This is a genomic window from Bacillus sp. AFS017336, assembly GCF_002555445.1.
In the GTDB taxonomy this organism is placed as follows: Bacteria; Bacillota; Bacilli; order Bacillales; family Bacillaceae_G; genus Gottfriedia.
Window position 1 is genome coordinate 16844 of record NZ_NUCO01000029.1, and the last position, 25587, is coordinate 42430.

General features: G+C 38.5%; 33 protein-coding genes and 1 other annotated feature. All 33 genes read left to right on the forward strand.

The features are described from left to right. The first annotated feature begins 31 nt into the window (after nucleotides 1-31). The 33 genes from nusG to rplO all read left to right on the forward strand — a co-directional run bounded on the left by nusG (nucleotide 32) and on the right by rplO (nucleotide 25586). Entirely contained in the window at nucleotides 32-565 is a 534-nt protein-coding gene (nusG, locus tag CN601_RS17340; protein ID WP_098121845.1) for a transcription termination/antitermination protein NusG, read from the forward strand. Nucleotides 566-734: 169 nt separating this feature from the next. Continuing rightward, nucleotides 735-1160, forward strand: coding sequence for a 50S ribosomal protein L11 (gene rplK / locus CN601_RS17345; RefSeq protein ID WP_056467373.1), 426 nt, complete (start codon nucleotides 735-737; stop codon nucleotides 1158-1160). 115 nt (nucleotides 1161-1275) lie between these two features. Then, complete coding sequence (gene rplA / locus CN601_RS17350) at nucleotides 1276-1965, forward strand: 50S ribosomal protein L1 (protein WP_098121847.1); 690 nt, start codon at nucleotides 1276-1278, stop codon at nucleotides 1963-1965. A gap of 55 nt (nucleotides 1966-2020) precedes the next feature. Next, nucleotides 2021-2156 (forward strand) — a sequence feature (ribosomal protein L10 leader region). Nucleotides 2157-2199: 43 nt separating this feature from the next. Beyond that, nucleotides 2200-2700: a 50S ribosomal protein L10 gene (gene rplJ, locus CN601_RS17355; RefSeq protein ID WP_098121848.1), complete on the forward strand. Its 501-nt coding sequence runs from the start codon at nucleotides 2200-2202 to the stop codon at nucleotides 2698-2700. 56 nt (nucleotides 2701-2756) lie between these two features. Next, the gene (rplL, locus tag CN601_RS17360) at nucleotides 2757-3116 is read left to right on the forward strand and encodes a 50S ribosomal protein L7/L12 (RefSeq protein WP_098121849.1); all 360 of its coding nucleotides are present in this window, start codon (nucleotides 2757-2759) and stop codon (nucleotides 3114-3116) included. 108 nt (nucleotides 3117-3224) lie between these two features. Continuing rightward, nucleotides 3225-3824, forward strand: coding sequence for a class I SAM-dependent methyltransferase (locus CN601_RS17365; protein ID WP_098121850.1), 600 nt, complete (start codon nucleotides 3225-3227; stop codon nucleotides 3822-3824). A 245-nt stretch (nucleotides 3825-4069) separates the two neighbouring features. Continuing rightward, on the forward strand, nucleotides 4070-7603 hold the full coding sequence (rpoB, locus tag CN601_RS17370) for a DNA-directed RNA polymerase subunit beta (protein ID WP_098121851.1): 3534 nt from the start codon (nucleotides 4070-4072) through the stop codon (nucleotides 7601-7603). A 46-nt stretch (nucleotides 7604-7649) separates the two neighbouring features. Next, complete coding sequence (rpoC, locus tag CN601_RS17375; protein ID WP_098121852.1) at nucleotides 7650-11258, forward strand: DNA-directed RNA polymerase subunit beta'; 3609 nt, start codon at nucleotides 7650-7652, stop codon at nucleotides 11256-11258. Between the two features lie 245 nt (nucleotides 11259-11503). After that, complete coding sequence (gene rpsL, locus CN601_RS17380; RefSeq protein WP_056467392.1) at nucleotides 11504-11926, forward strand: 30S ribosomal protein S12; 423 nt, start codon at nucleotides 11504-11506, stop codon at nucleotides 11924-11926. A 32-nt stretch (nucleotides 11927-11958) separates the two neighbouring features. After that, complete coding sequence (gene rpsG, locus CN601_RS17385; protein ID WP_056467395.1) at nucleotides 11959-12429, forward strand: 30S ribosomal protein S7; 471 nt, start codon at nucleotides 11959-11961, stop codon at nucleotides 12427-12429. Between the two features lie 233 nt (nucleotides 12430-12662). Next, nucleotides 12663-14741, forward strand: coding sequence for an elongation factor G (gene fusA, locus CN601_RS17390; protein WP_098121853.1), 2079 nt, complete (start codon nucleotides 12663-12665; stop codon nucleotides 14739-14741). 121 nt (nucleotides 14742-14862) lie between these two features. Further along, the gene (gene tuf / locus CN601_RS17395) at nucleotides 14863-16050 is read left to right on the forward strand and encodes an elongation factor Tu (protein ID WP_098121854.1); all 1188 of its coding nucleotides are present in this window, start codon (nucleotides 14863-14865) and stop codon (nucleotides 16048-16050) included. Between the two features lie 335 nt (nucleotides 16051-16385). Further along, nucleotides 16386-16694 carry a 30S ribosomal protein S10 gene (rpsJ, locus tag CN601_RS17400; protein ID WP_056467407.1) on the forward strand — a complete coding sequence of 103 codons (309 nt, stop codon included), beginning with the start codon at nucleotides 16386-16388 and terminating at the stop codon, nucleotides 16692-16694. A gap of 33 nt (nucleotides 16695-16727) precedes the next feature. Next, the gene (gene rplC, locus CN601_RS17405; RefSeq protein ID WP_098121855.1) at nucleotides 16728-17357 is read left to right on the forward strand and encodes a 50S ribosomal protein L3; all 630 of its coding nucleotides are present in this window, start codon (nucleotides 16728-16730) and stop codon (nucleotides 17355-17357) included. A gap of 27 nt (nucleotides 17358-17384) precedes the next feature. Beyond that, nucleotides 17385-18008 carry a 50S ribosomal protein L4 gene (gene rplD, locus CN601_RS17410; RefSeq protein WP_098121856.1) on the forward strand — a complete coding sequence of 208 codons (624 nt, stop codon included), beginning with the start codon at nucleotides 17385-17387 and terminating at the stop codon, nucleotides 18006-18008. Then, a complete protein-coding gene (rplW, locus tag CN601_RS17415; RefSeq protein WP_098121857.1) occupies nucleotides 18008-18298 on the forward strand; it encodes a 50S ribosomal protein L23 in 291 nt (96 codons plus the stop codon). Before rplD ends, rplW begins: the two co-directional genes overlap by 1 nt. A 31-nt stretch (nucleotides 18299-18329) precedes the next feature. Next, nucleotides 18330-19160 carry a 50S ribosomal protein L2 gene (gene rplB, locus CN601_RS17420; protein ID WP_056467419.1) on the forward strand — a complete coding sequence of 277 codons (831 nt, stop codon included), beginning with the start codon at nucleotides 18330-18332 and terminating at the stop codon, nucleotides 19158-19160. A gap of 57 nt (nucleotides 19161-19217) precedes the next feature. After that, the gene (gene rpsS, locus CN601_RS17425) at nucleotides 19218-19496 is read left to right on the forward strand and encodes a 30S ribosomal protein S19 (protein WP_056467422.1); all 279 of its coding nucleotides are present in this window, start codon (nucleotides 19218-19220) and stop codon (nucleotides 19494-19496) included. Between the two features lie 17 nt (nucleotides 19497-19513). Then, nucleotides 19514-19855 carry a 50S ribosomal protein L22 gene (rplV, locus tag CN601_RS17430; protein WP_056467425.1) on the forward strand — a complete coding sequence of 114 codons (342 nt, stop codon included), beginning with the start codon at nucleotides 19514-19516 and terminating at the stop codon, nucleotides 19853-19855. A gap of 3 nt (nucleotides 19856-19858) precedes the next feature. After that, on the forward strand, nucleotides 19859-20518 hold the full coding sequence (gene rpsC, locus CN601_RS17435; RefSeq protein ID WP_098121859.1) for a 30S ribosomal protein S3: 660 nt from the start codon (nucleotides 19859-19861) through the stop codon (nucleotides 20516-20518). 2 nt (nucleotides 20519-20520) lie between these two features. Beyond that, complete coding sequence (gene rplP / locus CN601_RS17440; protein WP_056467431.1) at nucleotides 20521-20955, forward strand: 50S ribosomal protein L16; 435 nt, start codon at nucleotides 20521-20523, stop codon at nucleotides 20953-20955. Continuing rightward, the gene (rpmC, locus tag CN601_RS17445) at nucleotides 20945-21145 is read left to right on the forward strand and encodes a 50S ribosomal protein L29 (RefSeq protein ID WP_088044553.1); all 201 of its coding nucleotides are present in this window, start codon (nucleotides 20945-20947) and stop codon (nucleotides 21143-21145) included. Before rplP ends, rpmC begins: the two co-directional genes overlap by 11 nt. A gap of 21 nt (nucleotides 21146-21166) precedes the next feature. Continuing rightward, nucleotides 21167-21430, forward strand: coding sequence for a 30S ribosomal protein S17 (rpsQ, locus tag CN601_RS17450; RefSeq protein WP_098121860.1), 264 nt, complete (start codon nucleotides 21167-21169; stop codon nucleotides 21428-21430). 46 nt (nucleotides 21431-21476) lie between these two features. Beyond that, nucleotides 21477-21845 carry a 50S ribosomal protein L14 gene (gene rplN / locus CN601_RS17455; RefSeq protein ID WP_088003815.1) on the forward strand — a complete coding sequence of 123 codons (369 nt, stop codon included), beginning with the start codon at nucleotides 21477-21479 and terminating at the stop codon, nucleotides 21843-21845. 56 nt (nucleotides 21846-21901) lie between these two features. Then, on the forward strand, nucleotides 21902-22213 hold the full coding sequence (gene rplX / locus CN601_RS17460; RefSeq protein ID WP_098121861.1) for a 50S ribosomal protein L24: 312 nt from the start codon (nucleotides 21902-21904) through the stop codon (nucleotides 22211-22213). Nucleotides 22214-22241: 28 nt separating this feature from the next. Then, the gene (gene rplE, locus CN601_RS17465; protein ID WP_098121862.1) at nucleotides 22242-22781 is read left to right on the forward strand and encodes a 50S ribosomal protein L5; all 540 of its coding nucleotides are present in this window, start codon (nucleotides 22242-22244) and stop codon (nucleotides 22779-22781) included. Between the two features lie 34 nt (nucleotides 22782-22815). Further along, nucleotides 22816-23001: a type Z 30S ribosomal protein S14 gene (locus CN601_RS17470; RefSeq protein WP_056467450.1), complete on the forward strand. Its 186-nt coding sequence runs from the start codon at nucleotides 22816-22818 to the stop codon at nucleotides 22999-23001. 33 nt (nucleotides 23002-23034) lie between these two features. Continuing rightward, entirely contained in the window at nucleotides 23035-23433 is a 399-nt protein-coding gene (gene rpsH / locus CN601_RS17475; RefSeq protein ID WP_098121863.1) for a 30S ribosomal protein S8, read from the forward strand. 30 nt (nucleotides 23434-23463) lie between these two features. Continuing rightward, nucleotides 23464-24000 (forward strand): 50S ribosomal protein L6, encoded by a 537-nt coding sequence (gene rplF, locus CN601_RS17480; RefSeq protein WP_098121864.1) that lies wholly within the window; start codon nucleotides 23464-23466, stop codon nucleotides 23998-24000. A 33-nt stretch (nucleotides 24001-24033) separates the two neighbouring features. Beyond that, nucleotides 24034-24396: a 50S ribosomal protein L18 gene (gene rplR / locus CN601_RS17485; protein WP_098121865.1), complete on the forward strand. Its 363-nt coding sequence runs from the start codon at nucleotides 24034-24036 to the stop codon at nucleotides 24394-24396. 20 nt (nucleotides 24397-24416) lie between these two features. Continuing rightward, complete coding sequence (gene rpsE, locus CN601_RS17490; RefSeq protein WP_056467462.1) at nucleotides 24417-24917, forward strand: 30S ribosomal protein S5; 501 nt, start codon at nucleotides 24417-24419, stop codon at nucleotides 24915-24917. A gap of 15 nt (nucleotides 24918-24932) precedes the next feature. Next, nucleotides 24933-25115, forward strand: coding sequence for a 50S ribosomal protein L30 (gene rpmD, locus CN601_RS17495; RefSeq protein ID WP_088070790.1), 183 nt, complete (start codon nucleotides 24933-24935; stop codon nucleotides 25113-25115). Nucleotides 25116-25145: 30 nt separating this feature from the next. Further along, nucleotides 25146-25586 carry a 50S ribosomal protein L15 gene (gene rplO / locus CN601_RS17500; protein ID WP_098121866.1) on the forward strand — a complete coding sequence of 147 codons (441 nt, stop codon included), beginning with the start codon at nucleotides 25146-25148 and terminating at the stop codon, nucleotides 25584-25586. The last annotated feature ends 1 nt before the right edge of the window (nucleotide 25587 follow it).

A 25587-nucleotide genomic window follows, 5' to 3' on the forward strand; every position in this document is an offset into this window, starting at 1 on the left:
CCGGGGAGGGAAGGACAAGTAGTCCTCTAACATGGAAAAAAGATGGTATGTAGTTCATACTTACTCAGGATATGAGAATAAAGTAAAAGCTAATTTAGAAAAACGTGTAGAAACAATGGGAATGCAAGATAAAATTTTCCGTGTAATCGTACCAGAAGAATCAGAAGTAGAAATGAAGAACGGTAAAGAGAAAGTAACAAAGCGCAAAGTATTTCCAGGGTATGTGCTAGTTGAATTAGTGATGACTGACGATTCTTGGTATGTAGTACGTAATACACCAGGAGTAACTGGTTTCGTAGGTTCAGCGGGATCTGGTTCAAAACCAACACCGCTTTTAGAAGAAGAAATTACACATATTCTAAAACATATGGGTCTAGATGAACAAGTTATTGACTTTGATTTAGATATAAATGAAGTCGTTCGCTTAAAAGAAGGTCCATTTGCAAACTATACTGGTTCAATTAAAGAAATCGATTTTGAAAAGAAAAAAGTAACTGTATTAGTAGAATTCTTTAATAAAGAAACGCCAGTTGAACTGGATTTACATCTTGTAGAAAAATTATAATACAAGACCTTGCAATTTTATTTTGAAAGTGTTAGACTTTTAAAGGTCAATATGCATCGAAAAGATGGTATTAACTTCTGAATAAGAATATGCATGCAAGTGCAAAACGATATGAGTGGGAGGGTTTAATAACCCGTTACCACATCACGGACTTAAGGAGGTGTGTCTCGTGGCTAAAAAAGTAATTAAAATGGTAAAATTGCAAATTCCTGCAGGAAAAGCAAACCCAGCACCACCAGTTGGTCCTGCATTAGGACAAGCAGGTGTTAACATCATGGGATTCTGTAAAGAGTTCAACGCTCGTACAGCTGACCAAGCTGGTCTAATTATTCCTGTTGAAATCACTGTATTCGAAGATCGTTCGTTTACATTTATTACGAAAACTCCTCCTGCTGCTGTACTTCTTAAAGTAGCGGCTGGTATTGAGTCTGGTTCTGGTGAACCAAATCGTAAAAAAGTAGCAACAGTAAAACGCGACAAAGTACGTGAGATTGCTGAACAAAAAATGCCTGACTTAAATGCTGCTTCTGTTGAAGCTGCTATGCGTATGGTAGAAGGTACTGCACGTAGTATGGGTATCGTTATTGAAGACTAATCCCATCTTCAGTAAGGTGTGATTGAGGAGGTTGCGAACATCGTATGATGTGTTTTATCGCAACCTTTATTCGTGGGAGGAAAATCCGTTAAAACCACATTAGGAGGAATAGAACATGGCTAACAAAGGTAAAAAATACCAAGAAGCTATTAAATTAGTAGATCGTACAGCTGTTTACGCAGTAAACGAAGCTGTAGAACTTGTTAAAAAGACTACAACTGTTAACTTTGATGCAACAGTTGAAGTAGCATTCCGTTTAGGAGTAGATCCAAAGAAAGCTGACCAACAAATTCGTGGTGCAGTAGTTCTTCCACACGGTACTGGTAAAGTACAACGTGTATTAGTATTCGCTAAAGGTGAAAAAGCTAAAGAAGCTGAAGCTGCTGGTGCTGATTTCGTAGGCGATGCTGACATGATTAACAAAATCCAACAAGGTTGGTTCGATTTTGATGTAGTAGTAGCAACTCCAGACATGATGGCTGAAGTTGGTAAATTAGGACGTGTATTAGGACCTAAAGGTTTAATGCCAAACCCTAAAACAGGTACAGTTACATTTGACGTAACAAAAGCTGTTAACGAAATCAAAGCTGGTAAAGTTGAATACCGTGTTGATAAAGCTGGTAACATTCACGTACCAATCGGTAAAGTATCTTTCGAAAACGAAAAGTTAGTAGAAAACTTTACAACAATCTTTGAAACTATGTTAAAAGTTAAACCTGCTGCTGCTAAAGGAACATACATGAAGAACGTAGCAATCACTTCAACTATGGGCCCTGGTATCAAAGTAGATCCATCTAGTTTCTAAGATATAAAAACAAAGTTGACAATTCGACAAGAACTCTCTATAATGGAGATTGTCTTGCTAATTAAATAGACTACCGTAGACAGTAGGTGCTTACGCTTAATATCCTACCGAGGTGTATAACTGATAAATTCGTGCATATACAACCTCCATGTCTTTTTTTGAAAAATTCGTGGAGGTTTTGCTATGGTTACACTTTTGCGGTATACACACTAAAATCCACAGGAGGTGTAATAAATGAGCGCAGTATTAGAAGCTAAAAAACAAGTTGTATCTGAAGTGGCTGCAAAATTACGTGATAGTAAATCAACAGTTGTTGTTGACTACCGTGGTTTAAATGTTGCTGAAGTAACTGAATTACGTAAGCAATTACGTGAAGCTGGCGTTGAGTTCAAAGTTTACAAAAACACTTTAACTCGTCGTGCTGCTGAAGAAGCTGGTTTAGCTGATTTAAACGAATCGTTAACTGGTCCAAACGCAATCGCGTTTAGTATGGAGGATGTAATCGCTCCTGCTAAAGTAATCAACGATTTCGCTAAGAAACATGAGGCTTTAGAAATTAAAGCTGGTGTAATCGAAGGAAATGTTGCTACTGTTGAAGAAGTTAAAGCTCTTGCTGAACTTCCATCTCGCGAAGGTTTACTTTCTATGTTGCTTAGCGTGCTACAAGCACCAATCCGCAACTTCGCTCTTGCAACTAAAGCAGTTGCAGAACAAAAAGAAGAACAAGGCGCTTAATGCCAAGATCGCTTAAAATATATAATTTATAGGTATAAACAAGGAGGAAATTAACAATGACTAAAGAACAAATCATTGAAGCAGTTAAAAACATGACTGTATTAGAATTAAATGACTTAGTAAAAGCAATCGAAGAAGAGTTCGGCGTAACTGCTGCTGCTCCTATGGTTATGGCTGGTGGAGCTGTTGAAGCTGCTGCTGAGCAAACTGAATTTGATTTAGTATTAGCTAGCCCTGGCGACCAAAAAATTAAAGTAATCAAAGTAGTTCGTGAAATTACTGGTTTAGGATTAAAAGAAGCTAAAGAATTAGTTGACAACACTCCTAAAGCAATTAAAGAAGGAATCAGCAAAGAAGAAGCTGAAGAAATGAAAGCTAAACTTGAAGAAGTTGGCGCTAACGTAGAAGTTAAGTAATTTCTAAAAACTTTTTAGAAAAGCTCGCATTTATGCGAGCTTTTTTTGTGCATATGGAATTACTTTTGGGAAGACTATTGTTAAGTTTATATGGAAGAAGGATTTATTATGGCAGATCATTATTTTACAAATCAACCGAATAGTAAAACTGATAAAAAGGTATTTTCATTTACTTTAAGAGGTAATGATTTGAGGTTTCAATCTGATTCAGGCGTCTTTTCTAGGAATGAAGTAGATTTTGGGTCGCGAGTTTTAATAGACTCTTTCGAATTCCCCGAAATTGAAGGGAATATTTTAGATGTTGGTTGTGGTTATGGTCCGATCGGGTTATCGATTGCGAAAGATGATGCTGGTCGTATGGTAGAAATGATCGATGTGAATTTACGAGCGATTGAGCTTGCAAAAGACAACGCGAATGTAAATAAAATAGAAAATGTAAAAATCTATGAAAGTAGTATCTATGAAAATGTTACGGGTGAATATGCAGCTATTTTAACAAATCCTCCGATTCGAGCTGGTAAAGCTGTGGTTCATGAGATTTTGGCCGGTGCTCATGAAAAAATACTTCCTGGTGGAGAGTTATGGGTAGTGATTCAAAAGAAACAAGGAGCACCTTCAGCACTTGAATTGTTAAAGGGGATCTTTGATGAAGTAGAGGTTGTAAAAAAAGATAAAGGATATTATATCATAAAAAGTAAAAAAGATTGACTCTAAATTTTGCTTGTGATAGTATTATTAAATGCCAATATATATTTATTTTCAAAAATGATTTTTTTGGAAATATGTATATTTCTATATTCTTTGGAAATGATAGTAAAATGACTGTCGTTAAGTTTAATAAATGGTTTTCATTTTGAAACCATTTTATTTTTTGTTTAACAAGTAAGGGAGTTTTTTGCTTATTTGTTACTATTTTTTTGTATTAAATACTCTTGATTTAAGGGGTGAATATGTTGACAGGTCAACTAGTTCAATATGGACGACACCGCCAACGCAGAAGCTATGCTCGTATCAGTGAAGTTTTAGAGTTACCTAACTTAATTGAAATTCAAACAGCATCTTACCAATGGTTTTTAGATGAAGGTTTGAGAGAGATGTTCCAAGACATTTCACCGATTGAGGATTTCACAGGTAATCTATCATTAGAATTCATTGATTACAGTTTAGGTGAGCCGAAGTATGTTGTAGAAGAATCAAAAGAGCGTGACGTAAACTACGCTGCTCCACTTCGAGTGAAAGTTCGCCTATTAAATAAGGAAACTGGCGAAGTTAAGGAGCAAGACGTTTTCATGGGTGATTTCCCATTGATGACAGACACAGGTACATTCATTATTAATGGTGCTGAACGTGTAATCGTTTCACAATTAGTACGTTCACCAAGTGTGTACTATAGTGGGAAGATCGACAAAAATGGTAAAAAAGGTTTTACTGCTACAGTTATTCCTAACCGTGGTGCTTGGTTAGAGTACGAAACGGACGCGAAGGATGTAGTTTATGTACGTATTGACCGTACGAGAAAATTACCTGTAACGGTACTACTACGTTCGCTTGGGTTTGGTACAGACCAAGAGATTCTAGACTTACTAGGCGAGAATGAATACCTACGTAATACGCTTGAAAAAGATAACACAGATAGCACTGAAAAGGCGCTTCTTGAAATCTATGAAAGATTACGTCCAGGTGAACCACCTACAGTAGAAAATGCTAAAAACTTATTAATTACTCGCTTCTTTGATCCGAAGCGTTATGATTTAGCTAGCGTTGGACGCTACAAAATAAATAAAAAATTACACATTAAAAATAGACTGTTTAACCAACGTATTGCAGAAACATTAGTGGATCCAGAAACTGGTGAAATTATTGTGGAAAAAGGGACAACTCTTGATCGTCGTACTTTAGACCGCATTATTCCGTTCTTAGAGAAGAATATCGGTGAAAAAATTGCTCACCCTGCTGCTGGCGTATTAGATGAAGAGATTACTCTACAATCTATTAAAATTTACGCTCCAGTTGAAGGTGATGGCGAACAAGTTATTCAAGTAATCGGAAATGCTAATGTAAGTAAAAGTGTGAAAAATATTTCACCTGCCGACATTATCGCTTCTATTTCTTACTTCTTTAACCTGCTACATAACGTAGGTGACACTGACGATATTGACCATTTAGGAAATCGTCGTTTACGTTCAGTTGGAGAATTACTTCAAAACCAATTCCGTATCGGTTTATCTCGTATGGAGCGTGTAGTTCGTGAACGTATGTCAATTCAAGATACAAATGCAGTTACTCCACAGGCGTTAATTAACATTCGCCCTGTAATTGCTTCAATAAAAGAATTCTTTGGTAGCTCACAGTTATCACAATTCATGGACCAAACAAACCCTCTTGCAGAATTAACTCATAAACGAAGACTATCAGCTTTAGGACCAGGTGGTTTAACGCGTGAGCGTGCAGGCTTTGAAGTGCGTGACGTTCATTACTCTCACTATGGTCGTATGTGTCCGATTGAAACGCCTGAGGGACCGAATATCGGGTTAATTAACTCGCTTTCTTCTTATGCAAAGGTAAATCAATTTGGATTTATTGAAACTCCATATCGTCGTGTAGACCCTGAAACAGGTCGTCTAACTGATAAAATTGATTACTTAACTGCTGATGAAGAGGATCTATACGTTGTAGCCCAAGCGAATGCTCGTTTAGGTGATGACGGAAGCTTCTTAGATGAAGATGTAGTAGCTCGTTTCCGTGGAGATAACACAGTTGTTAAACGTGAACGTATCGACTACATGGATGTATCTCCAAAACAAGTAGTATCAGCTGCGACAGCATGTATTCCTTTCTTAGAGAACGATGACTCTAACCGTGCCCTAATGGGAGCGAACATGCAACGTCAAGCAGTTCCATTGTTAAACCCTGAATCTCCAATCGTAGGTACAGGTATGGAATACGTATCAGCAAAAGACTCTGGTGCTGCAGTAATCTGTAAACATCCTGGTATTGTTGAACGTGTTGAAGCGAAAGAAGTTTGGGTACGTCGCTACTCAGAAGTAGATGGACAAAAAGTTAAAGGTGACCTTGATAAATACCGTATGTTAAAATTCGTACGTTCTAACCAAGGTACTTGTTATAACCAACGCCCAATCGTAAGTGTTGGTGATGAAGTAGTAAGAGGCGAAATTCTTGCAGATGGACCTTCAATGGAAAAAGGTGAATTAGCACTAGGACGTAACGTATTAGTAGCATTCATGACATGGGACGGTTACAACTACGAGGATGCGATCATTATGAGTCGCCGTCTAGTAAAAGAAGATGTTTACACTTCAGTTCATATTGAAGAATATGAATCAGAAGCTCGTGATACAAAATTAGGACCTGAAGAAATCACTCGTGATATTCCAAACGTTGGTGAAGATGCACTTAAAAATCTTGATGAGCGTGGAATCATCCGAATTGGTGCAGAAGTAAAAGATGGTGACTTATTAGTTGGTAAAGTAACACCTAAAGGGGTTACTGAGTTAACTGCTGAAGAACGTCTTCTACACGCAATCTTCGGTGAAAAAGCTCGTGAAGTTCGTGATACATCTTTACGTGTTCCACACGGTGGAGGCGGAATTATTCTTGATGTGAAAGTATTCACTCGTGAAAACGGTGATGAATTACCACCAGGAGTAAACCAACTTGTTCGTGTATATATCGTTCAGAAACGTAAAATCTCTGAAGGGGATAAAATGGCTGGACGACATGGTAATAAAGGGGTTATCTCTCGTATCTTACCAGAAGAAGATATGCCATTCTTACCTGATGGAACGCCAGTTGATATCATGTTAAACCCATTAGGGGTACCTTCTCGTATGAACATCGGTCAAGTATTAGAGCTACACTTAGGTATGGCTGCAAGATATCTTGGCGTTCATGTTGCTTCTCCAGTATTTGACGGAGCGCGTGAGGAAGATGTTTGGGGAACAATTGAAGAAGCTGGTATGGCACGTGATGCAAAAACTGTACTATATGATGGACGTAGTGGTGAGCCTTTCGATAACCGTGTTTCTGTAGGTGTCATGTATATGATCAAACTTGCGCACATGGTTGACGATAAGTTACATGCTCGTTCAACAGGACCTTACTCATTAGTAACGCAACAACCACTTGGTGGTAAAGCACAATTTGGTGGACAACGTTTTGGTGAGATGGAGGTTTGGGCACTTGAAGCATACGGTGCTGCATACACATTACAAGAAATCTTAACAGTTAAATCCGATGACGTTGTTGGACGTGTTAAAACATACGAAGCAATCGTTAAGGGTGAAAACGTACCAGAACCTGGTGTACCTGAATCATTCAAAGTATTAATTAAAGAATTACAGTCACTTGGTATGGATGTTAAGATGATGTCTGCTACAGATCAAGAAATCGAAATGCGCGATACTGAAGATGATGATGATCAAGCTTCAGAACATTTAGCGATGGATATGGAATACGTAAAAGAATAAGTAATATATTGGGTAAAACCTTAGGACAGAAAGGGAGGTAGGCCCCTTGATAGATGTAAATAAATTCGAGTATATGAAGATCGGACTTGCATCGCCTGACAAAATTCGCTCGTGGTCATACGGGGAAATTAAAAAACCTGAAACAATTAACTACCGTACGTTAAAACCAGAAAAAGATGGACTTTTTTGTGAACGTATTTTCGGTCCAACAAAAGACTGGGAATGTCATTGCGGTAAGTACAAACGTGTACGTTATAAAGGTGTAGTTTGTGATCGTTGTGGAGTTGAGGTTACTCGTGCAAAAGTACGTCGTGAGCGTATGGGTCACATTGAATTAGCTGCACCAGTTTCACATATTTGGTATTTCAAAGGTATTCCAAGCCGAATGGGACTTGTTTTAGACATGTCCCCTCGTGCTCTGGAAGAAGTAATCTACTTTGCTTCTTACGTAGTAACTGAAGCAGGAGATACTCCTTTAGAAAAGAAACAATTGCTTTCTGAGAAAGAATTCCGTGCTTATCGTGAGCGCTATGGTCAAACTTTCCAAGCATCTATGGGTGCAGAAGCAATTAAAAAATTATTAAGCGATATTAACCTTGAAAAAGATGTTGACTCTTTAAAAGAAGAGTTAAAAACTGCTCAAGGTCAACGTCGTACAAGAGCAATTAAACGTTTAGAAGTGTTAGAAGCTTTCCGTAACTCTGGTAATGAGCCATCTTGGATGATCTTAGATGTGCTACCAGTAATTCCACCTGAATTACGACCAATGGTTCAATTAGATGGTGGGCGTTTTGCAACATCAGATCTAAACGATTTATATCGTCGAGTAATTAACCGTAACAATCGTTTAAAACGTTTATTAGACCTTGGTGCACCTAGCATCATCGTACAAAACGAAAAACGTATGCTTCAAGAAGCTGTTGATGCGTTAATTGACAATGGTCGTCGTGGCCGTCCAGTTACTGGACCAGGTAACCGTCCATTAAAATCTCTTTCTCACATGCTTAAAGGTAAGCAAGGACGTTTCCGTCAAAACTTACTTGGTAAACGTGTTGACTACTCTGGTCGTTCGGTTATCGTTGTAGGACCAAACTTACAGATGTACCAATGTGGATTACCAAAAGAAATGGCGATTGAATTATTCAAGCCATTCGTGATGAAAGAATTAGTAGAGCGTGGATTAGCACATAACATTAAGTCAGCGAAACGTAAAATTGAGCGTTTACACCCAGAAATTTGGGATGTGTTAGAATCAGTTATTCGTGAGCATCCAGTGTTACTAAACCGTGCCCCAACTCTACACAGACTTGGTATCCAAGCGTTCGAACCTACATTAGTAGAAGGCCGCGCAATCCGTCTACATCCGCTTGTATGTACTGCATACAACGCCGATTTTGATGGTGACCAAATGGCTGTTCACGTACCGTTATCAAGTGAAGCTCAAGCAGAAGCTCGTATTTTAATGCTTGCAGCACAAAACATCCTGAACCCGAAAGATGGTAAACCAGTAGTTACACCATCTCAAGATATGGTATTAGGTAACTATTACCTAACTCTTGAGCGTGCAGGCGCAGTCGGTGAAGGTATGGTATTTAAAGATATTAATGAAGCGTTAATCGCATACCAAAATGGTTATGTACATTTACATTCTCGAGTTGCTGTTGCAGCAAATTCGTTAAATAACGAAACATTTACTGAAGAACAAAATAACTCATTATTAATCACAACGGTTGGTAAGCTAATCTTCAATGAAATCTTACCTACTTCGTTCCCGTTTATTAATGAACCTACTCAAAGTAACCTTGAGAAGGAAACTCCTCAGATGTATTTCGTGGCTAAAGGCGCGAATATTAAAGAGATTATCGAAAGTAGAGAAGAAATTGCTCCTTTCAAAAAGAAAATACTTGGAAATATCATCGCTGAAGTATTTAAACGTTTCAAAATTACTGAAACATCTAAAATGCTTGACCGCATGAAGGATCTTGGATTTAGACACTCTACAAAAGCTGGTATTACAGTTGGTGTATCCGATATCATCGTATTACCTGAGAAGCAATTAATTATTGCTGAAGCGCAAGAAAAAGTAGATAAAGTTCTAAAACAATTCCGTCGTGGTTTAATCACAGAAGATGAGCGTTACGATCGTGTAATCGCAATTTGGAGTGATGCGAAGGATGTAATTCAAGGGAAACTGATGGCTTCCCTAAATAAACGTAACCCAATCTTTATGATGAGTGACTCTGGTGCCCGTGGTAATGCATCGAACTTCACTCAGCTTGCAGGTATGCGTGGTCTGATGGCCAACCCGGCTGGACGTATTATTGAGTTACCAATCAAATCTTCATTCCGTGAAGGTCTAACGGTACTTGAATACTTCATCTCAACACACGGTGCGCGTAAAGGTCTTGCCGATACAGCACTTAAAACAGCCGATTCAGGTTACTTAACTCGTCGTCTTGTAGACGTTGCACAAGATGTAATTGTTCGTCAAGATGATTGTGGTACTGACCGCGGTTTACATGTAAAGGCGATTAAAGAAGGTAACGAAATTATTGAAGGATTGTATGATCGTCTAGTTGGTCGTCATTTACGTGCAACTATACGTCACCCAGAAACAGGTGTATTACTTGCGCAAGAAAACGATTTAATTACTGAAGACTTAGCTCGAGAAATTATCGATGCAGGTATTGAAGAAGTTAATATCCGTTCTGCATTTACATGTAATACTAGCCATGGAGTATGTAAAAAATGTTATGGTCGCAACTTAGCTACAGGTGCCGAGGTTGAAGTTGGTGAGGCAGTTGGTATTATCGCTGCTCAATCAATCGGTGAGCCAGGTACACAGTTAACGATGCGTACATTCCATACTGGTGGGGTAGCAGGAGACGATATCACTCAAGGTTTACCTCGTATTCAAGAGCTATTTGAAGCGCGTAATCCTAAAGGTCAAGCAGTTATATCTGAAATTGATGGTATTATTTCAATTTCTACTGATGCTAAAGACAAACAAGAAATTATTGTTCAAGGCACAGTTGAATCTAGAAATTACCCAGTTCCTTATGGTGCTAGACTAAAAGTTCAAGAAGGTGAAAAGATTGAACGCGGTCAAGTAATGACTGAAGGTTCAATTGATCCGAAAGAACTTCTAAAAGTAAAAGGTACAAATGCTGTTCAAGAATACTTACTACGTGAAGTACAAAAAGTATACCGTATGCAAGGGGTAGAAATTGGAGACAAACACGTAGAGGTAATGGTACGTCAAATGCTGAAAAAAGTTCGTGTAATGGATGCGGGTGAAACTGATTTATTACCTGGTACATTATTAGAACTACACCAGTTTACTGAAGCGAATAAAGAAGCTTTATTTGCAGGTAAACAACCGGCTACTGCACGCCCATTATTACTAGGTATTACAAAAGCATCATTAGAAACAGACTCATTCCTATCTGCTGCATCATTCCAAGAAACAACGCGTGTATTAACAGACGCTGCGATTAAAGGAAAACGAGATGAGTTGCTAGGATTAAAAGAGAATGTTATTATAGGTAAGTTGGTTCCAGCTGGTACTGGTATGAATAGATACCGCAGAGTAGATCTTGTTAAAGATTTAAATGAATCAGTTGAAATAAACGAAGAAGTATTAGTTGAAAAATAAACTTAAAATATTTTAAAACTTGAGTTGACATCATTTGATGAAAAATGATAAGATATTCAAGGTTGCTCCTAGACAATAGCACTGCTAATCTAAGCAGGTTAGATCCGGGGCTAATTTAGGAATATACAGTTAAAACTGTTTTTGTGAGAAGGAAGTCTTCTTCCTTCTTGCAAAAACTTTGTTTTCAACTTATTATGAACCACCTGGATGTGTGGTCTTATAAATATTTGAAGGGAGGAAAACTCATGCCTACTATTAACCAGTTAGTGCGTAATGGACGTACTTCTAAAGTATGGAAATCAAAATCACCAGCATTAAATAAAGGTTTCAACTCATTAAAGAAAAAATCAACTGATTTATCAGCTCCACAAAAACGTGGTGTTTGTACTCGTGTTGGTACTATGACTCCAAAGAAACCGAACTCAGCATTACGTAAATATGCTCGTGTACGTTTAACAAACCAAATCGAGGTAACTGCTTATATCCCAGGTATCGGACACAACTTACAAGAGCACAGTGTTGTTCTTATCCGTGGTGGACGAGTAAAAGATTTACCGGGGGTACGTTACCATATCGTTCGTGGTGCATTAGATACTGCAGGTGTTGACAAGCGTATGCAAGGTCGTTCTAAATACGGAACTAAGAGACCAAAAGCAGCTAAGAAGTAATAAATAACAACTAGCCGAAAGGAGGAAATAACATGCCACGTAAAGGTCCTGTTGCAAAAAGAGATGTATTACCAGATCCACTTTATAATTCAAAGTTAGTTTCTCGTTTAATCAACAAAATGATGATTGACGGAAAAAGAGGAAAATCTCAAGCTATCTTATACGGAGCATTTGAATTAATCCAAGAACGTTCTGGTAAAGAACCAATGGAAGTATTCGAAGCAGCTCTTAAAAATATCATGCCAGTTCTAGAAGTAAGAGCTCGTCGTGTTGGTGGTTCTAACTACCAAGTACCAGTTGAGGTACGTCCAGAGCGTCGTACTACTCTAGGTCTACGTTGGTTAGTAAACTATGCTCGTCTTCGTGGAGAAAAAACGATGGAAGAGCGTTTAGCTAACGAAATTCTTGACGCAGCTAACAACTCAGGTTCTGCAGTTAAGAAACGTGAAGATACACACAAAATGGCAGAAGCGAACAAAGCGTTTGCTCACTACCGTTGGTAAGATTAAAAGCAATTTAGTTATTTCTGCACATAATGAATGTTGGTTAAGTCGTTCACCTATTTATTATTTAGCTTGCTAGATAAAGTAGGTGAACGTCGGATTACATAACTTAGGATCATAATTGTTCTTTGATTGTAGTGCTTGCTTAACTTAATAACATGAGGTATGTATAGGAATAACTTTTTCTTGTACTAAAAAATCCTAACTAATACTGGAAGGGAGAAAGAACCCTGATGACAAGAGAGTTCTCCTTAAATAACACTCGTAATATTGGGATCATGGCTCACATTGATGCTGGTAAAACAACAACAACTGAGCGTATCCTTTATTACACAGGTCGTATTCACAAAATTGGTGAAACTCATGAAGGAGCTTCACAAATGGACTGGATGGAGCAAGAGCAAGAGCGTGGTATCACTATCACATCTGCTGCTACAACAGCTCAATGGGATAACCACCGTGTAAATATCATTGATACTCCAGGTCACGTAGACTTCACTGTAGAAGTTGAACGTTCACTACGTGTACTTGATGGCGCAGTAGCAGTACTTGATGCACAATCAGGTGTTGAGCCTCAAACTGAAACAGTTTGGCGTCAAGCAACTACTTACGGAGTTCCACGTGTAGTATTCGTTAATAAAATGGATAAAATCGGCGCGGATTTCTTATACTCTGTAGGTACATTACATGACCGTTTACAAGCTAACGCACACCCAATCCAATTAGCGATGGGTGCTGAAGATAACTTCTGGGGTATTGTTGACCTAGTTGAAATGAAAGCTATTAAGTACAATAATGACTTAGGAACTGACATTGAAACTATCGAAATTCCTGAAGAATATCAAGAACTAGCTGATGAGTACCGTGGTCGTTTAATCGAAGCGGTAGCTGAGCTAGACGAAGAATTAATGATGAAATATCTTGAAGGTGAAGAAATCACACTTGCTGAATTAAAAGCTGCTATTCGTACAGCTACATGTTCAGTACAATTCTACCCAGTAGTTTGTGGTTCTGCTTTCAAAAACAAAGGTGTTCAATTAATGCTTGATGCAGTTATTGATTACCTACCATCTCCATTAGATGTACCAGCTATCAAAGGAACGTTACCTGATACTGAAGAAGAGAAAGTAGTTCCATCAAGTGATGAAGAGCCTTTCGCAGCTTTAGCATTCAAAATCATGACTGATCCTTATGTTGGTAAATTAACGTTCTTCCGAGTTTACTCAGGTACGTTAGAATCTGGTTCATACGTTCAAAACTCTACAAAAGGTAAGCGTGAGCGTGTAGGACGTATCCTACAAATGCATGCTAACTCTCGTCAAGAGATTTCGAAAGTATATGCTGGAGATATCGCTGCGGCTGTAGGTCTTAAAGATACTACAACTGGAGATACTTTATGTGATGAAAAGAATCTAGTAATTCTTGAGTCTATGGAGTTCCCAGAACCAGTTATCTCGATCGCAATCGAGCCAAAATCTAAGGCTGACCAAGATAAAATGGGTCAAGCATTAGTTAAATTAACTGAAGAAGATCCAACATTCCGTGCACATACTGATCAAGAAACTGGTCAAGTAATCATCGCTGGTATGGGTGAACTTCACCTTGATATCATCGTTGACCGTATGCGTCGTGAATTTAAAGTAGAAGCTAACGTTGGTGCTCCTCAAGTAGCATACCGTGAAACTTTCCGTTCTTCTGCACAAGTAGAAGGGAAATTCGTTCGTCAGTCAGGTGGACGTGGACAATTCGGACACGTTTGGATTGAATTCTCACCTAACGAAGAAGGAAAAGGCTTTGAATTTGAAAATGGTATCGTTGGTGGTGTTGTTCCTCGTGAATACATCCCAGCAGTAGCTGCAGGTCTTGAAGACTCTCTTAAAAATGGTGTATTAGCTGGATTCCCACTAATCGACATTAAAGCTCGTCTTTTTGACGGTTCATACCATGATGTTGACTCAAACGAGATGGCGTTTAAAGTTGCTGCTTCTTTAGCTCTTAAAAACGCTGTTAAGAAATGTAACCCAGTTCTACTTGAACCATTAATGAAAGTAGAAGTTGTTATCCCTGAGGAATACTTAGGAGATATCATGGGTGATATTACTTCTCGTCGTGGACGCGTTGAAGGTATGGAAGCACGTGGTAACGCTCAAGTTGTTCGTGCTATGGTACCTCTTTCTGAAATGTTTGGTTATGCAACTTCATTACGTTCTAACACTCAAGGTCGTGGAACGTTCTCAATGGTATTTGACCACTATGAAGATGTACCAAAATCAATTTCAGAAGAAATTATCAAAAAATATAAAGGTGAGTAATTGATTATTTAGTTCTCATCATGTATAACTATTTATGTTAGCTACAAAGGGTGTCTAACCTTTTGTAGCATAATAATAAAACTAAAAATTAATTTTCTTAATTATAAGGAGGATTTTTACAATGGGTAAAGCTAAATTCGAACGTGTAAAACCACACGTTAACATTGGTACAATCGGACACGTTGACCATGGTAAAACTACATTAACTGCTGCTATTACAACTGTATTAGCTAAAGTAGGTGGAGCTGAAGCTCGCGCTTACGATCAAATCGATGGTGCTCCAGAAGAAAGAGAACGTGGTATCACAATCTCTACTGCACACGTTGAGTACGAAACTGAAACTCGTCACTATGCACACGTTGACTGCCCAGGTCACGCTGACTATGTTAAAAACATGATCACTGGTGCTGCTCAAATGGACGGTGGTATCTTAGTAGTATCTGCTGCTGATGGTCCAATGCCTCAAACTCGTGAGCACATTCTTTTATCTCGTCAAGTAGGTGTACCTTACATCGTAGTATTCATGAACAAATGTGACATGGTTGACGACGAAGAATTACTTGAATTAGTTGAAATGGAAATCCGTGATCTTTTATCAGAATACGAATTCCCTGGCGATGACATTCCAGTAATCAAAGGTTCTGCACTTAAAGCTCTTGAAGGAGATGCTGAGTGGGAAGCTAAAATTCATGAATTAATGGCTGAAGTTGATTCTTACATTCCAACACCAGCTCGTGAAACTGACAAGCCTTTCTTAATGCCAGTTGAGGATGTATTCTCAATCACTGGTCGTGGAACAGTTGCTACTGGTCGTGTTGAGCGTGGAGTAGTTAAAGTTGGTGAAGTAATCGAGATCATCGGTTTCACTGAAGAGCCAAAATCAACTACTGTAACAGGTGTTGAAATGTTCCGTAAACTTCTTGATCAAGCAGAAGCTGGAGATAACATCGGTGCACTTCTTCGTGGGGTTGCTCGTGACGATATCCAACGTGGTCAAGTTTTAGCTAAACCAGGTTCAGTTAAACAACACACTAAGTTCAAAGCTGAAGTTTACGTTTTATCTAAAGAAGAAGGTGGACGTCATACTCCATTCTTCGCTAACTACCGTCCACAATTCTATTTCCGTACAACTGACGTAACTGGAATCATCCAATTACCAGAAGGCGTTGAAATGGTTATGCCTGGCGACAACATCGAAATGACTGTTGAATTAATCAACGCAATCGCTGTTGAAGAAGGTACTAAGTTCTCTATCCGTGAGGGCGGACGTACTGTAGGCGCTGGTGTAGTTGCTACAATCGTTGAATAATTAAACTTAAAAGCTTAGAAGATTTATTCTTCTAAGCTTTTTTTTATGTAAATTGGAAATATTTTTATTATAATAGAAAACCGATTCTTGCTTGATTTTAATAAACGAAGATAATATAATAACTAAGTACTAAAGACGGCAAAACATTAATTTATTTAAACTTATAACAAATGCTTGCAATAGCATTATTTTTTATGTATAATAGATGATGTTGGTCTTTGACTGCGTAGAAATGGAAGGTTGCTGATACACCCGGCCGCTTTGCCATGGCGAGTGTAAGGAAATTTCCATGGAGTATGTCTATTACTTAAATAGGCGAAAAAGGAGGGAAAATTATGGCAAAAGAAAAAATTCGTATTCGTTTAAAAGCTTATGATCACCGTATTTTAGATCAATCTGCAGAGAAAATCGTTGAAACAGCGAAACGTTCTGGTGCTTCTGTATCTGGTCCGATTCCATTACCAACTGAGAAATCAGTTTACACGATCCTTCGTGCGGTTCATAAATACAAAGATTCTCGTGAGCAATTCGAAATGCGCACACACAAACGTTTAATCGATATCGTGAATCCAACTCCACAAACAGTTGATTCATTAATGAGACTAGATTTACCATCTGGCGTTGATATTGAAATCAAACTTTAATAACATTATATATAAATTCAGGAGGTGTGACTTATGACTAAAGGAATCTTAGGGAAAAAGATCGGTATGACACAAGTATTTGCTGAAAACGGTGAGTTAATTCCAGTAACTGTAATCGAAGCTACTCCAAACGTGGTTTTACAAAAGAAAACTACTGAAACTGACGGTTATGAAGCAATCCAAATCGGATTTGCTGACAAACGTGAGAAATTAGCTAACAAACCAGAAAAAGGACACTCTGCTAAAGCAAACACTGCACCTAAGCGCTTCGTTCGTGAACTTCGCAATGCTGACGTAACAGCTTATGAAGTTGGTCAAGAAGTCAAAGTAGATATTTTTGCAAATGGTGACATCGTTGATGTAACTGGTACTTCAAAAGGTAAAGGATTCCAAGGTAGCATTAAACGCCACAACCAATCTCGTGGACCAATGTCTCACGGTTCTCGTTACCACCGTCGTCCAGGTTCAATGGGTCCTGTTGCTCCGAACCGTGTATTCAAAAACAAAGCTTTACCTGGTCAAATGGGTGGAGAAAAAGTAACTGTACAAAACCTACAAATCGTTAAAGTTGACGTTGAACGTAACTTACTTTTAGTAAAAGGTAATGTACCTGGTTCTAAAAAATCTTACGTAACAATCCGTACTGCGGTTAAATCTAAATAATTAATTTAGAAGAAAGGAGGAAATGAAATGCCTAAAGTTACTATGTTTAATCAAACAGGTGCTCAAGTAGGAGAAATCGAATTAGCAGATGCTGTTTTCGGAATTGCTCCAAACGAACACGTTTTATTTGATGCTGTAATGATGCAACGTGCGTCTTTACGTCAAGGTACTCACAAAGTAAAAACACGTTCTGAAGTACGTGGTGGTGGTCGTAAACCATGGAGACAAAAAGGAACTGGCCGTGCTCGTCAAGGTTCAATCCGTTCTCCACAATGGCGTGGTGGTGGTATCGTATTCGGTCCAGCTCCAAGATCATATTCATATAAATTACCTAAAAAGGTACGTCGCTTAGCGATTAAATCTGCTTTATCTACAAAAGTATTAGAGCAAAGCATGTTAGTGCTTGAAGATTTAGCGTTAAACGCACCAAAAACAAAAGATATGGTTACTGTATTACAAGGCTTATCAGTTCAAAAGAAAGTCTTAATCGTAACAGCTGACCTAAATGAAAACGTAGCTTTATCTGCTCGCAACTTACCTGGTATTACAGTTCTTGCGGCTAATGAAGTAAACGTAATCGACGTTTTACATCATGATACTCTAATCATGACTAAAGCTGCGGTGCAAAAAGTAGAGGAGGTGCTTGTATAATGAAGGATCCTCGCGATATTATCAAACGCCCAGTTATCACTGAAGCTTCTATGGAAGCAATTTCTGAAAAAAAATACACTTTTGAAGTTGATGTAAGAGCTAATAAAACTGAAGTTAAAGATGCTATTGAAGCAATCTTCGGTGTTAAAGTAGAGAAAGTTAACGTAATGAACTACAAAGGTAAGTTTAAACGTATGGGTAAACATGCTGGTTACACTAACCGTCGTAGAAAAGCAATCGTTAAATTAACTACTGATAGCCAAGAAATCACATTATTCGAAGGCGTTTAATACTAATTACTAGAAAAGGAGGGAAATTACGATGGGAATCAAAAAGTATAAACCAACCACTAACGGTCGCCGTGGTATGACTACTAATGATTTTGCTGAGATCACTACTGATAAACCAGAAAAATCATTACTAGCACCACTTAGCAAAAAAGCTGGCCGTAACAACCAAGGTAAAATTACTGTTCGTCACCAAGGTGGTGGACACAAACGTCAATACCGTATCATCGATTTCAAACGAGATAAAGATGGTATACCAGGACGCGTTGCTACAATCGAGTACGATCCAAACCGTTCTGCAAACATTGCTTTAATTAACTACGCTGATGGAGAAAAACGTTACATCCTAGCTCCTAAAAACTTAGTAGTAGGAATGGAAATCGTTTCAGGTCCTGAAGCTGATATTAAAGTAGGTAACGCTTTACCACTTGTAAACATTCCAGTAGGTACTACAATTCACAACATCGAGTTAAAACCAGGTCGTGGAGGACAATTAGTACGTTCAGCTGGTACTTCTGCACAAGTATTAGGTAAAGAAGACCGTTATGTACTAGTTCGTTTAAACTCTGGTGAAGTACGTATGATCTTAGCTACTTGCCGCGCGACAGTAGGTCAAGTAGGTAACGAACATCACGAACTTATTAACATCGGTAAAGCAGGTCGTTCTCGTTGGATGGGTAAACGCCCAACTGTACGTGGATCTGTAATGAACCCAGTTGATCACCCACACGGTGGTGGTGAAGGACGCTCTCCAATCGGACGTAAATCACCAATGTCTCCATGGGGTAAACCAACTCTTGGTTACAAAACTCGTAAGAAAAACAAAGCGTCAGACAAATTTATCGTTCGTCGTCGTAAAAAATAACGCGGTTGTGCTACGGTTCACTAGAACCGTAGGTCAATCACGAAGGGAGGTACCACAATGGGACGCAGCCTGAAAAAAGGTCCATTTATTGATGATCACTTATTAACTAAAGTTGAGAAATTAAACGAAACTGACTCTAAGCAAGTTGTAAAAACTTGGTCACGTCGTTCGACTATTTTCCCACAATTTATCGGACATACTATTGCAGTATACGATGGTCGTAAACACGTACCTGTATATGTATCGGAAGATATGGTAGGTCACAAACTTGGTGAATTTGCTCCAACTCGTACTTACAAAGGTCACGATGCGGATGACAAGAAAACTAGAAGATAATGAGAGGAGGCACTCCAATGCAAGCTAAAGCTGTACTGAGAACAGTTCGTATCGCTCCTCGTAAAGTTCGTCTAGTAGTCGATTTAATCCGAGGTAAACAAGTGGGCGAAGCGATCGCAATCCTTCGACACACACCGAAAACTGCTTCTCCTGTTGTAGAAAAATTATTAAAATCTGCTATTGCTAACGCAGAGCATAACTATGATATGGATGTTAATAACTTATACATCGAAAAAGTATTCGTTGATGAAGGTGCTACTTTAAAACGTTTCCGCCCTCGTGCACAAGGACGTGCTAGCGCAATCAACAAACGTACAAGCCACATTACAATCGTGGTATCAGAGAAGAAGGAGGGATAATCGATGGGACAAAAGGTAAATCCAGTCGGACTTCGAGTTGGTATTATTAAAGATTGGGAATCTAAATGGTACGCTGAAAAAGACTACGCTGATCTTTTACATGAAGATATCAAAATTCGTGAATACATTAGCACTCGTTTAAAAGATTCTGCTGTATCTAAAGTAGAAATCGAAAGAGCTGCTAACCGTGTAAACATCACTGTACACACTGCAAAACCAGGTATGGTAATCGGTAAAGGTGGTTCAGAAGTTGAAGCTCTTCGTAAGGCTTTAAACAAACTTACTGGCAAACGTGTTCATATTAACATCATCGAAATTAAAAGAGCAGATCTTGATGCTAAATTAGTAGCTGAAAACATCGCTCGTCAATTAGAAAACCGTGTTTCATTCCGTCGTGCTCAAAAGCAAGTACTTCAACGTGCTATGCGTGCTGGTGCATTAGGTATTAAAACACAAGTTTCTGGTCGTCTTGGCGGAGCAGATATTGCTCGTGCAGAATCATATAGTGAAGGTACAGTGCCACTTCATACATTACGTGCGGATATCGATTATGCAACTGCAGAAGCAGATACAACATACGGTAAACTAGGCGTAAAAGTATGGATCTACAAAGGTGAAGTTCTTCCTACAAAAAAGAAAGCTTCTGAGGAAGGAGGAAATTAATTATGTTAATGCCTAAACGTGTTAAATATAGAAGAGAACATCGTGGAAAAATGCGTGGACGTGCCAAAGGTGGTACTGAAATTGCATTCGGTGAATTCGGTTTACAATCAACTGAAGCTTCTTGGATTACTAACCGTCAAATTGAAGCAGCGCGTCGTGCAATGACTCGTTACATGAAACGTGGCGGTAAAGTATGGATTAAGATCTTCCCTTCTAAACCTTACACTGCTAAACCTCTTGAGGTTCGTATGGGTAGTGGTAAAGGTGCTCCAGAAGGTTGGGTTGCAGTTGTTAAACCTGGCAAAATTATGTTCGAAATCGCTGGTGTATCTGAAGAGGTAGCTCGTGAAGCACTTCGCTTAGCTGCTCACAAATTACCAGTTAAATGTAAATTCGTAAAACGCGAAGACAATGGTGGTGATTCTAATGAAAACTAATGAGATTCGCGATCTTACTACTGCTGAAATTGAATTAAAAGTGAAATCTCTTAAAGAAGAGTTATTCAACCTTCGTTTCCAATTAGCTACAGGTCAATTAGAGAACACTGCGCGTATTCGTGAGGTTCGTAAAGGTATTGCTCGTATGAAAACTGTAGTACGTGAAAGAGAAATTAACTCTAATAATTAATAATGAGGGGAGGTTTGCACAGTGAGCGAACGTAACCAACGTAAAGTTTACACAGGACGTGTAGTTTCTGACAAGATGGATAAGACAATTACTGTTGTAGTTGAAACTTATAAAACACATAAACTATACGGAAAACGCGTTAAATATTCTAAGAAATATAAAACGCACGATGAGCTAAACGCTGCAAAAGTTGGCGATATCGTAAAAATCATGGAGACTCGTCCATTATCAGCTACAAAACGTTTCCGTTTAGTTGAAATCGTACAAGAAGCTGTTATTATCTAATAGATGATCGGATATCATTCTTAATCCGAAAGGAGGTCAATTTGACATGATCCAACAAGAAACTCGTTTAAAAGTTGCTGACAATTCAGGTGCACGTGAATTACTTACTATTAAAGTATTAGGTGGTTCAGGCCGTAAAACTGCAAACATTGGTGATATCATCGTTTGTACAGTGAAACAAGCAACACCAGGTGGCGTTGTTAAAAAAGGTGATGTAGTCAAAGCTGTTATCGTTCGTACGAAACGTGGTGTTCGTCGTCCAGATGGTACTTACATCCGTTTTGATGAAAACGCAGCTGTTATCATTAAAGATGATAAGAGCCCACGTGGTACTCGTATTTTCGGACCAGTTGCACGTGAATTACGTGATAGCAACTTCATGAAAATCGTATCATTAGCTCCAGAAGTACTTTAATTAATGTACTTTAATAAATACTTCAGAAAGCCTTATTAAGGAGGTGCACGAAGAAGATGCATGTAAAAAAAGGTGATAAAGTTCAAGTTATCTCTGGTAAAGACAAAGGAAAACAAGGTGTGATCCTTGCTGCTTTTCCAAAGAAAAACCGCGTACTTGTTGAGGGTGTTAACATCATTAAAAAACACTCAAAACCTACTCAAGCTAACCCACAAGGTGGCATCATCGAGAAAGAAGCACCAATCCATGTTTCTAATGTTATGGCATTAGATCCAAAAACTGGAGTACCTACACGCGTAGGTTACCAATTAGTGGATGGTAAAAAAGTACGTATTGCAAAAAAATCAGGCGAATTACTTGATAAATAATAGAAATTTGTGAAAGGAGGTCAACTGAATGAACCGCCTAGTCGAGAAATATCAAAACGAAATCACTCCTGCTCTTGTGAGCAAGTTTAACTATAAATCAGTTATGCAAGTGCCAAAAATTGAAAAGATCGTCATCAACATGGGTGTTGGTGAGGCTGTTTCAAATTCAAAAGCATTAGATACTGCTGTTGAGGAATTAACTTTAATCGCAGGTCAAAAGCCTGTTGTAACTAGAGCTAAAAAATCAATCGCTCAATTCCGTCTTCGTGAAGGAATGCCTATCGGTGCGAAAGTTACATTACGCGGTGAGCGTATGTACGAATTCTTTGAAAAATTAGTTGCTGTTACTTTACCTCGTGTACGTGACTTCCGTGGGATCTCTAAAAAGTCATTCGATGGCCGTGGAAACTACACATTAGGTGTTAAAGAGCAATTAATCTTCCCAGAGATTGATTATGATAAAGTAAACAAAGTACGTGGTATGGACATCGTTATTGTAACTACTGCAAATACTGATGAAGAAGCTCGTGAAATGCTAACATTATTTGGAATGCCTTTTCAAAAATAATGAAAGCCAGCGCTAAAGAAGAGGAGGCGAAAACGTGGCTAAAAAATCAATGATTGCGAAACAAAAACGTGCTCAGAAATTTAAAGTACAAGAGTATACACGTTGCGAACGTTGCGGACGTCCACACTCAGTATTACGTAAATTTAAACTTTGCCGTATTTGTTTCCGTGAACTTGCTTATAAAGGACAAATCCCTGGCGTTAAAAAAGCTAGTTGGTAATTCAATAGATATTAGGAAGGAGGTTATCTGAACATGGTCATGACAGATCCTATTGCAGATATGCTTACTCGCATTCGTAATGCGAACATGGTACGTCACGAGAAATTAGAATTCCCAGGTTCTAACCTAAAGAAAGAAGTTGCTGAAATTCTAAAACGTGAAGGTTTCATCCGTGACGTTGAGTACATTGAAGATGATAAACAAGGTATCATCCGTATTTTCTTAAAATATGGTGTGAACAACGAACGTGTTATCACTGGATTAAAAAGAATCTCTAAGCCTGGCTTACGTGTTTACGCGAAAGCTGACGAAGTACCTCGCGTACTTAACGGTTTAGGTGTTGCAATTATTTCAACATCTAAAGGTGTAATGACAGATAAAGAAGCTCGTCAAGCTAAAACTGGTGGCGAAATCTTAGCATACGTTTGGTAATAAAACACAGAGAGAATGGAGGTGTAGTGAATGTCTCGTGTTGGTAAAAAAGAACTTGTAATTCCTGCTGGAGTTACTCTTACTAATAACAACAATACTATTACAGTAAAAGGACCTAAAGGTGAGTTAACTCGTACTTTTAGTCCTGATATGACAATCGAATTAAACGAGAATGTATTAACAGTTGCACGTCCAACTGATAATAAAGAGCACCGTGCTCTTCATGGTACAACTCGTGCTATCTTAGGAAACATGGTTGAAGGTGTAACTAATGGTTATACTCGTAACCTTGAACTAGTTGGGGTAGGTTACCGTGCTACAAAAACAGGTGACAAACTTGTTTTAGCTGTTGGTTTCTCTCACCCAGTTGAGATCACTCCTGAGAATGGTGTTGAAATCGAAGTACCTTCAAATACTAAAATCAGTATTAAAGGTATCGACAAAGAACGTGTAGGCGCACTTGCTGCTTACATCCGTCAAGTACGTCCACCAGAGCCTTACAAAGGTAAAGGTATCCGTTACGAAGGCGAAATGGTTCGTCGTAAAGAAGGTAAAACTGCGAAGTAATCTATAACTAGATAAGAGAAAGGAGTGACCAAGATGATCTTTAAGGCTGATAAAAATGCAGTACGTAAAAAAAGACATGCTCGTGTTCGTACTAAATTATCTGGTACTCAAGAACGTCCACGTTTAAACGTTTATCGTTCAAACAACCATATCTATGCTCAAATCATTGATGATGTTAATGGTGTTACATTAGCAAGTGCATCAACTTTAGATAAAGAATTAACTTTAAATGGTACTGGTAATATCGATGCAGCATCTTTAGTAGGTGGTTTAGTTGCAAAACGCGCTACTGAAAAAGGTGTTACTGAAGTTGTATTCGACCGCGGTGGTTACTTATATCATGGTCGCGTAAAAGCTTTAGCTGAAGCTGCTCGTGAAGCTGGTTTACAATTTTAATAAAAGAAGGAGGGACATACATGCGTCGCATTGATCCTAATAAATTAGAGCTTGAAGAACGCTTAGTTACGATCAACCGTGTTGCTAAAGTTGTAAAAGGTGGACGTCGTTTCCGCTTTGCAGCATTAGTAGTTGTTGGTGACAAAAACGGTCATGTTGGTTTTGGTACTGGTAAAGCTCAAGAAGTACCTGATGCAATCCGTAAAGCTGTTGAAGATGCTAAGAAAAATCTAATTAATGTACCAATCGTTGGAACTACAATTCCTCACGTAATTACTGGTCGTTTTGGAGCTGGTGAAGTATTCTTAAAACCTGCTTCTGAAGGTACTGGAGTTATCGCAGGAGGTCCTGTTCGTGCGGTATTAGAACTTGCTGGAGTACATGATATTTTATCTAAATCTCTTGGTTCAAACACACCAGTAAACATTGTACGTGCTACTATCGAAGGTTTAAGTAACTTGAAACGTGCGGATGAAGTTGCTAAATTACGTGGTAAATCTGTAGAAGAATTACTAGGTTAATAAGGAGGGATAACGATGGCTAAACAGTTAGAAATTACCCTTACTCGTAGTGTTATTGGTCGTAAACAAGATCAAATAGCAACAGTTCGTGCTTTAGGAATTACTAAAACAAACCAAACTGTTGTTAAAGAAGATAACGCTGCAATGCGTGGGATGATTAACAAAGTTTCTCACCTTGTATCTGTAAAAGAAATTTAATGAAACATGAATAAGTAAGGAGGTGCCCTAATGAAACTTCATGAATTAAAACCTACAGAAGGTTCTCGTAAAGTATCTAAACGTATCGGTCGTGGTATCGGTTCTGGTACTGGTAAAACTGCTGGTAAAGGTCATAAAGGACAAAACGCTCGTTCAGGTGGCGGTGTTCGTCTTGGATTTGAAGGTGGTCAAACTCCTTTATTCCGTCGTTTACCAAAACGTGGTTTCACTAACATCAACCGTAAAGATTACGCAATCGTTAATGTTGAAACGTTAAACCGCTTCGAAAACGGAACTGAAGTAACTCCTGAGTTACTGATTGAAACTGGTATTGTTCGTAAAGAATTATCTGGTATTAAAATTTTAGGTAATGGTAAGTTAGAAGTTAAACTTACTGTTAAAGCTCACAAGTTCTCATCTTCTGCAGTAGAGGCAATCGAAGCAGCTGGTGGAAATGCTGAGGTGATCTAAA

Coding starts and splice junctions, on each gene's coding strand:
- nusG (WP_098121845.1), top strand. CDS start 32: ATGGAAAAAAGATGGTATGTAGTTCATACTTACTCAGGATATGAGAAT.
- rplA (WP_098121847.1), top strand. CDS start 1,276: ATGGCTAACAAAGGTAAAAAATACCAAGAAGCTATTAAATTAGTAGAT.
- rplJ (WP_098121848.1), top strand. CDS start 2,200: ATGAGCGCAGTATTAGAAGCTAAAAAACAAGTTGTATCTGAAGTGGCT.
- rplL (WP_098121849.1), top strand. CDS start 2,757: ATGACTAAAGAACAAATCATTGAAGCAGTTAAAAACATGACTGTATTA.
- CN601_RS17365 (WP_098121850.1), top strand. CDS start 3,225: ATGGCAGATCATTATTTTACAAATCAACCGAATAGTAAAACTGATAAA.
- rpsL (WP_056467392.1), top strand. CDS start 11,504: ATGCCTACTATTAACCAGTTAGTGCGTAATGGACGTACTTCTAAAGTA.
- rpsG (WP_056467395.1), top strand. CDS start 11,959: ATGCCACGTAAAGGTCCTGTTGCAAAAAGAGATGTATTACCAGATCCA.
- fusA (WP_098121853.1), top strand. CDS start 12,663: ATGACAAGAGAGTTCTCCTTAAATAACACTCGTAATATTGGGATCATG.
- tuf (WP_098121854.1), top strand. CDS start 14,863: ATGGGTAAAGCTAAATTCGAACGTGTAAAACCACACGTTAACATTGGT.
- rpsJ (WP_056467407.1), top strand. CDS start 16,386: ATGGCAAAAGAAAAAATTCGTATTCGTTTAAAAGCTTATGATCACCGT.
- rplC (WP_098121855.1), top strand. CDS start 16,728: ATGACTAAAGGAATCTTAGGGAAAAAGATCGGTATGACACAAGTATTT.
- rplD (WP_098121856.1), top strand. CDS start 17,385: ATGCCTAAAGTTACTATGTTTAATCAAACAGGTGCTCAAGTAGGAGAA.
- rplW (WP_098121857.1), top strand. CDS start 18,008: ATGAAGGATCCTCGCGATATTATCAAACGCCCAGTTATCACTGAAGCT.
- rplB (WP_056467419.1), top strand. CDS start 18,330: ATGGGAATCAAAAAGTATAAACCAACCACTAACGGTCGCCGTGGTATG.
- rpsS (WP_056467422.1), top strand. CDS start 19,218: ATGGGACGCAGCCTGAAAAAAGGTCCATTTATTGATGATCACTTATTA.
- rplV (WP_056467425.1), top strand. CDS start 19,514: ATGCAAGCTAAAGCTGTACTGAGAACAGTTCGTATCGCTCCTCGTAAA.
- rpsC (WP_098121859.1), top strand. CDS start 19,859: ATGGGACAAAAGGTAAATCCAGTCGGACTTCGAGTTGGTATTATTAAA.
- rplP (WP_056467431.1), top strand. CDS start 20,521: ATGTTAATGCCTAAACGTGTTAAATATAGAAGAGAACATCGTGGAAAA.
- rpmC (WP_088044553.1), top strand. CDS start 20,945: ATGAAAACTAATGAGATTCGCGATCTTACTACTGCTGAAATTGAATTA.
- rplN (WP_088003815.1), top strand. CDS start 21,477: ATGATCCAACAAGAAACTCGTTTAAAAGTTGCTGACAATTCAGGTGCA.
- rplX (WP_098121861.1), top strand. CDS start 21,902: ATGCATGTAAAAAAAGGTGATAAAGTTCAAGTTATCTCTGGTAAAGAC.
- rplE (WP_098121862.1), top strand. CDS start 22,242: ATGAACCGCCTAGTCGAGAAATATCAAAACGAAATCACTCCTGCTCTT.
- rpsH (WP_098121863.1), top strand. CDS start 23,035: ATGGTCATGACAGATCCTATTGCAGATATGCTTACTCGCATTCGTAAT.
- rplF (WP_098121864.1), top strand. CDS start 23,464: ATGTCTCGTGTTGGTAAAAAAGAACTTGTAATTCCTGCTGGAGTTACT.
- rplR (WP_098121865.1), top strand. CDS start 24,034: ATGATCTTTAAGGCTGATAAAAATGCAGTACGTAAAAAAAGACATGCT.
- rpsE (WP_056467462.1), top strand. CDS start 24,417: ATGCGTCGCATTGATCCTAATAAATTAGAGCTTGAAGAACGCTTAGTT.
- rpmD (WP_088070790.1), top strand. CDS start 24,933: ATGGCTAAACAGTTAGAAATTACCCTTACTCGTAGTGTTATTGGTCGT.
- rplO (WP_098121866.1), top strand. CDS start 25,146: ATGAAACTTCATGAATTAAAACCTACAGAAGGTTCTCGTAAAGTATCT.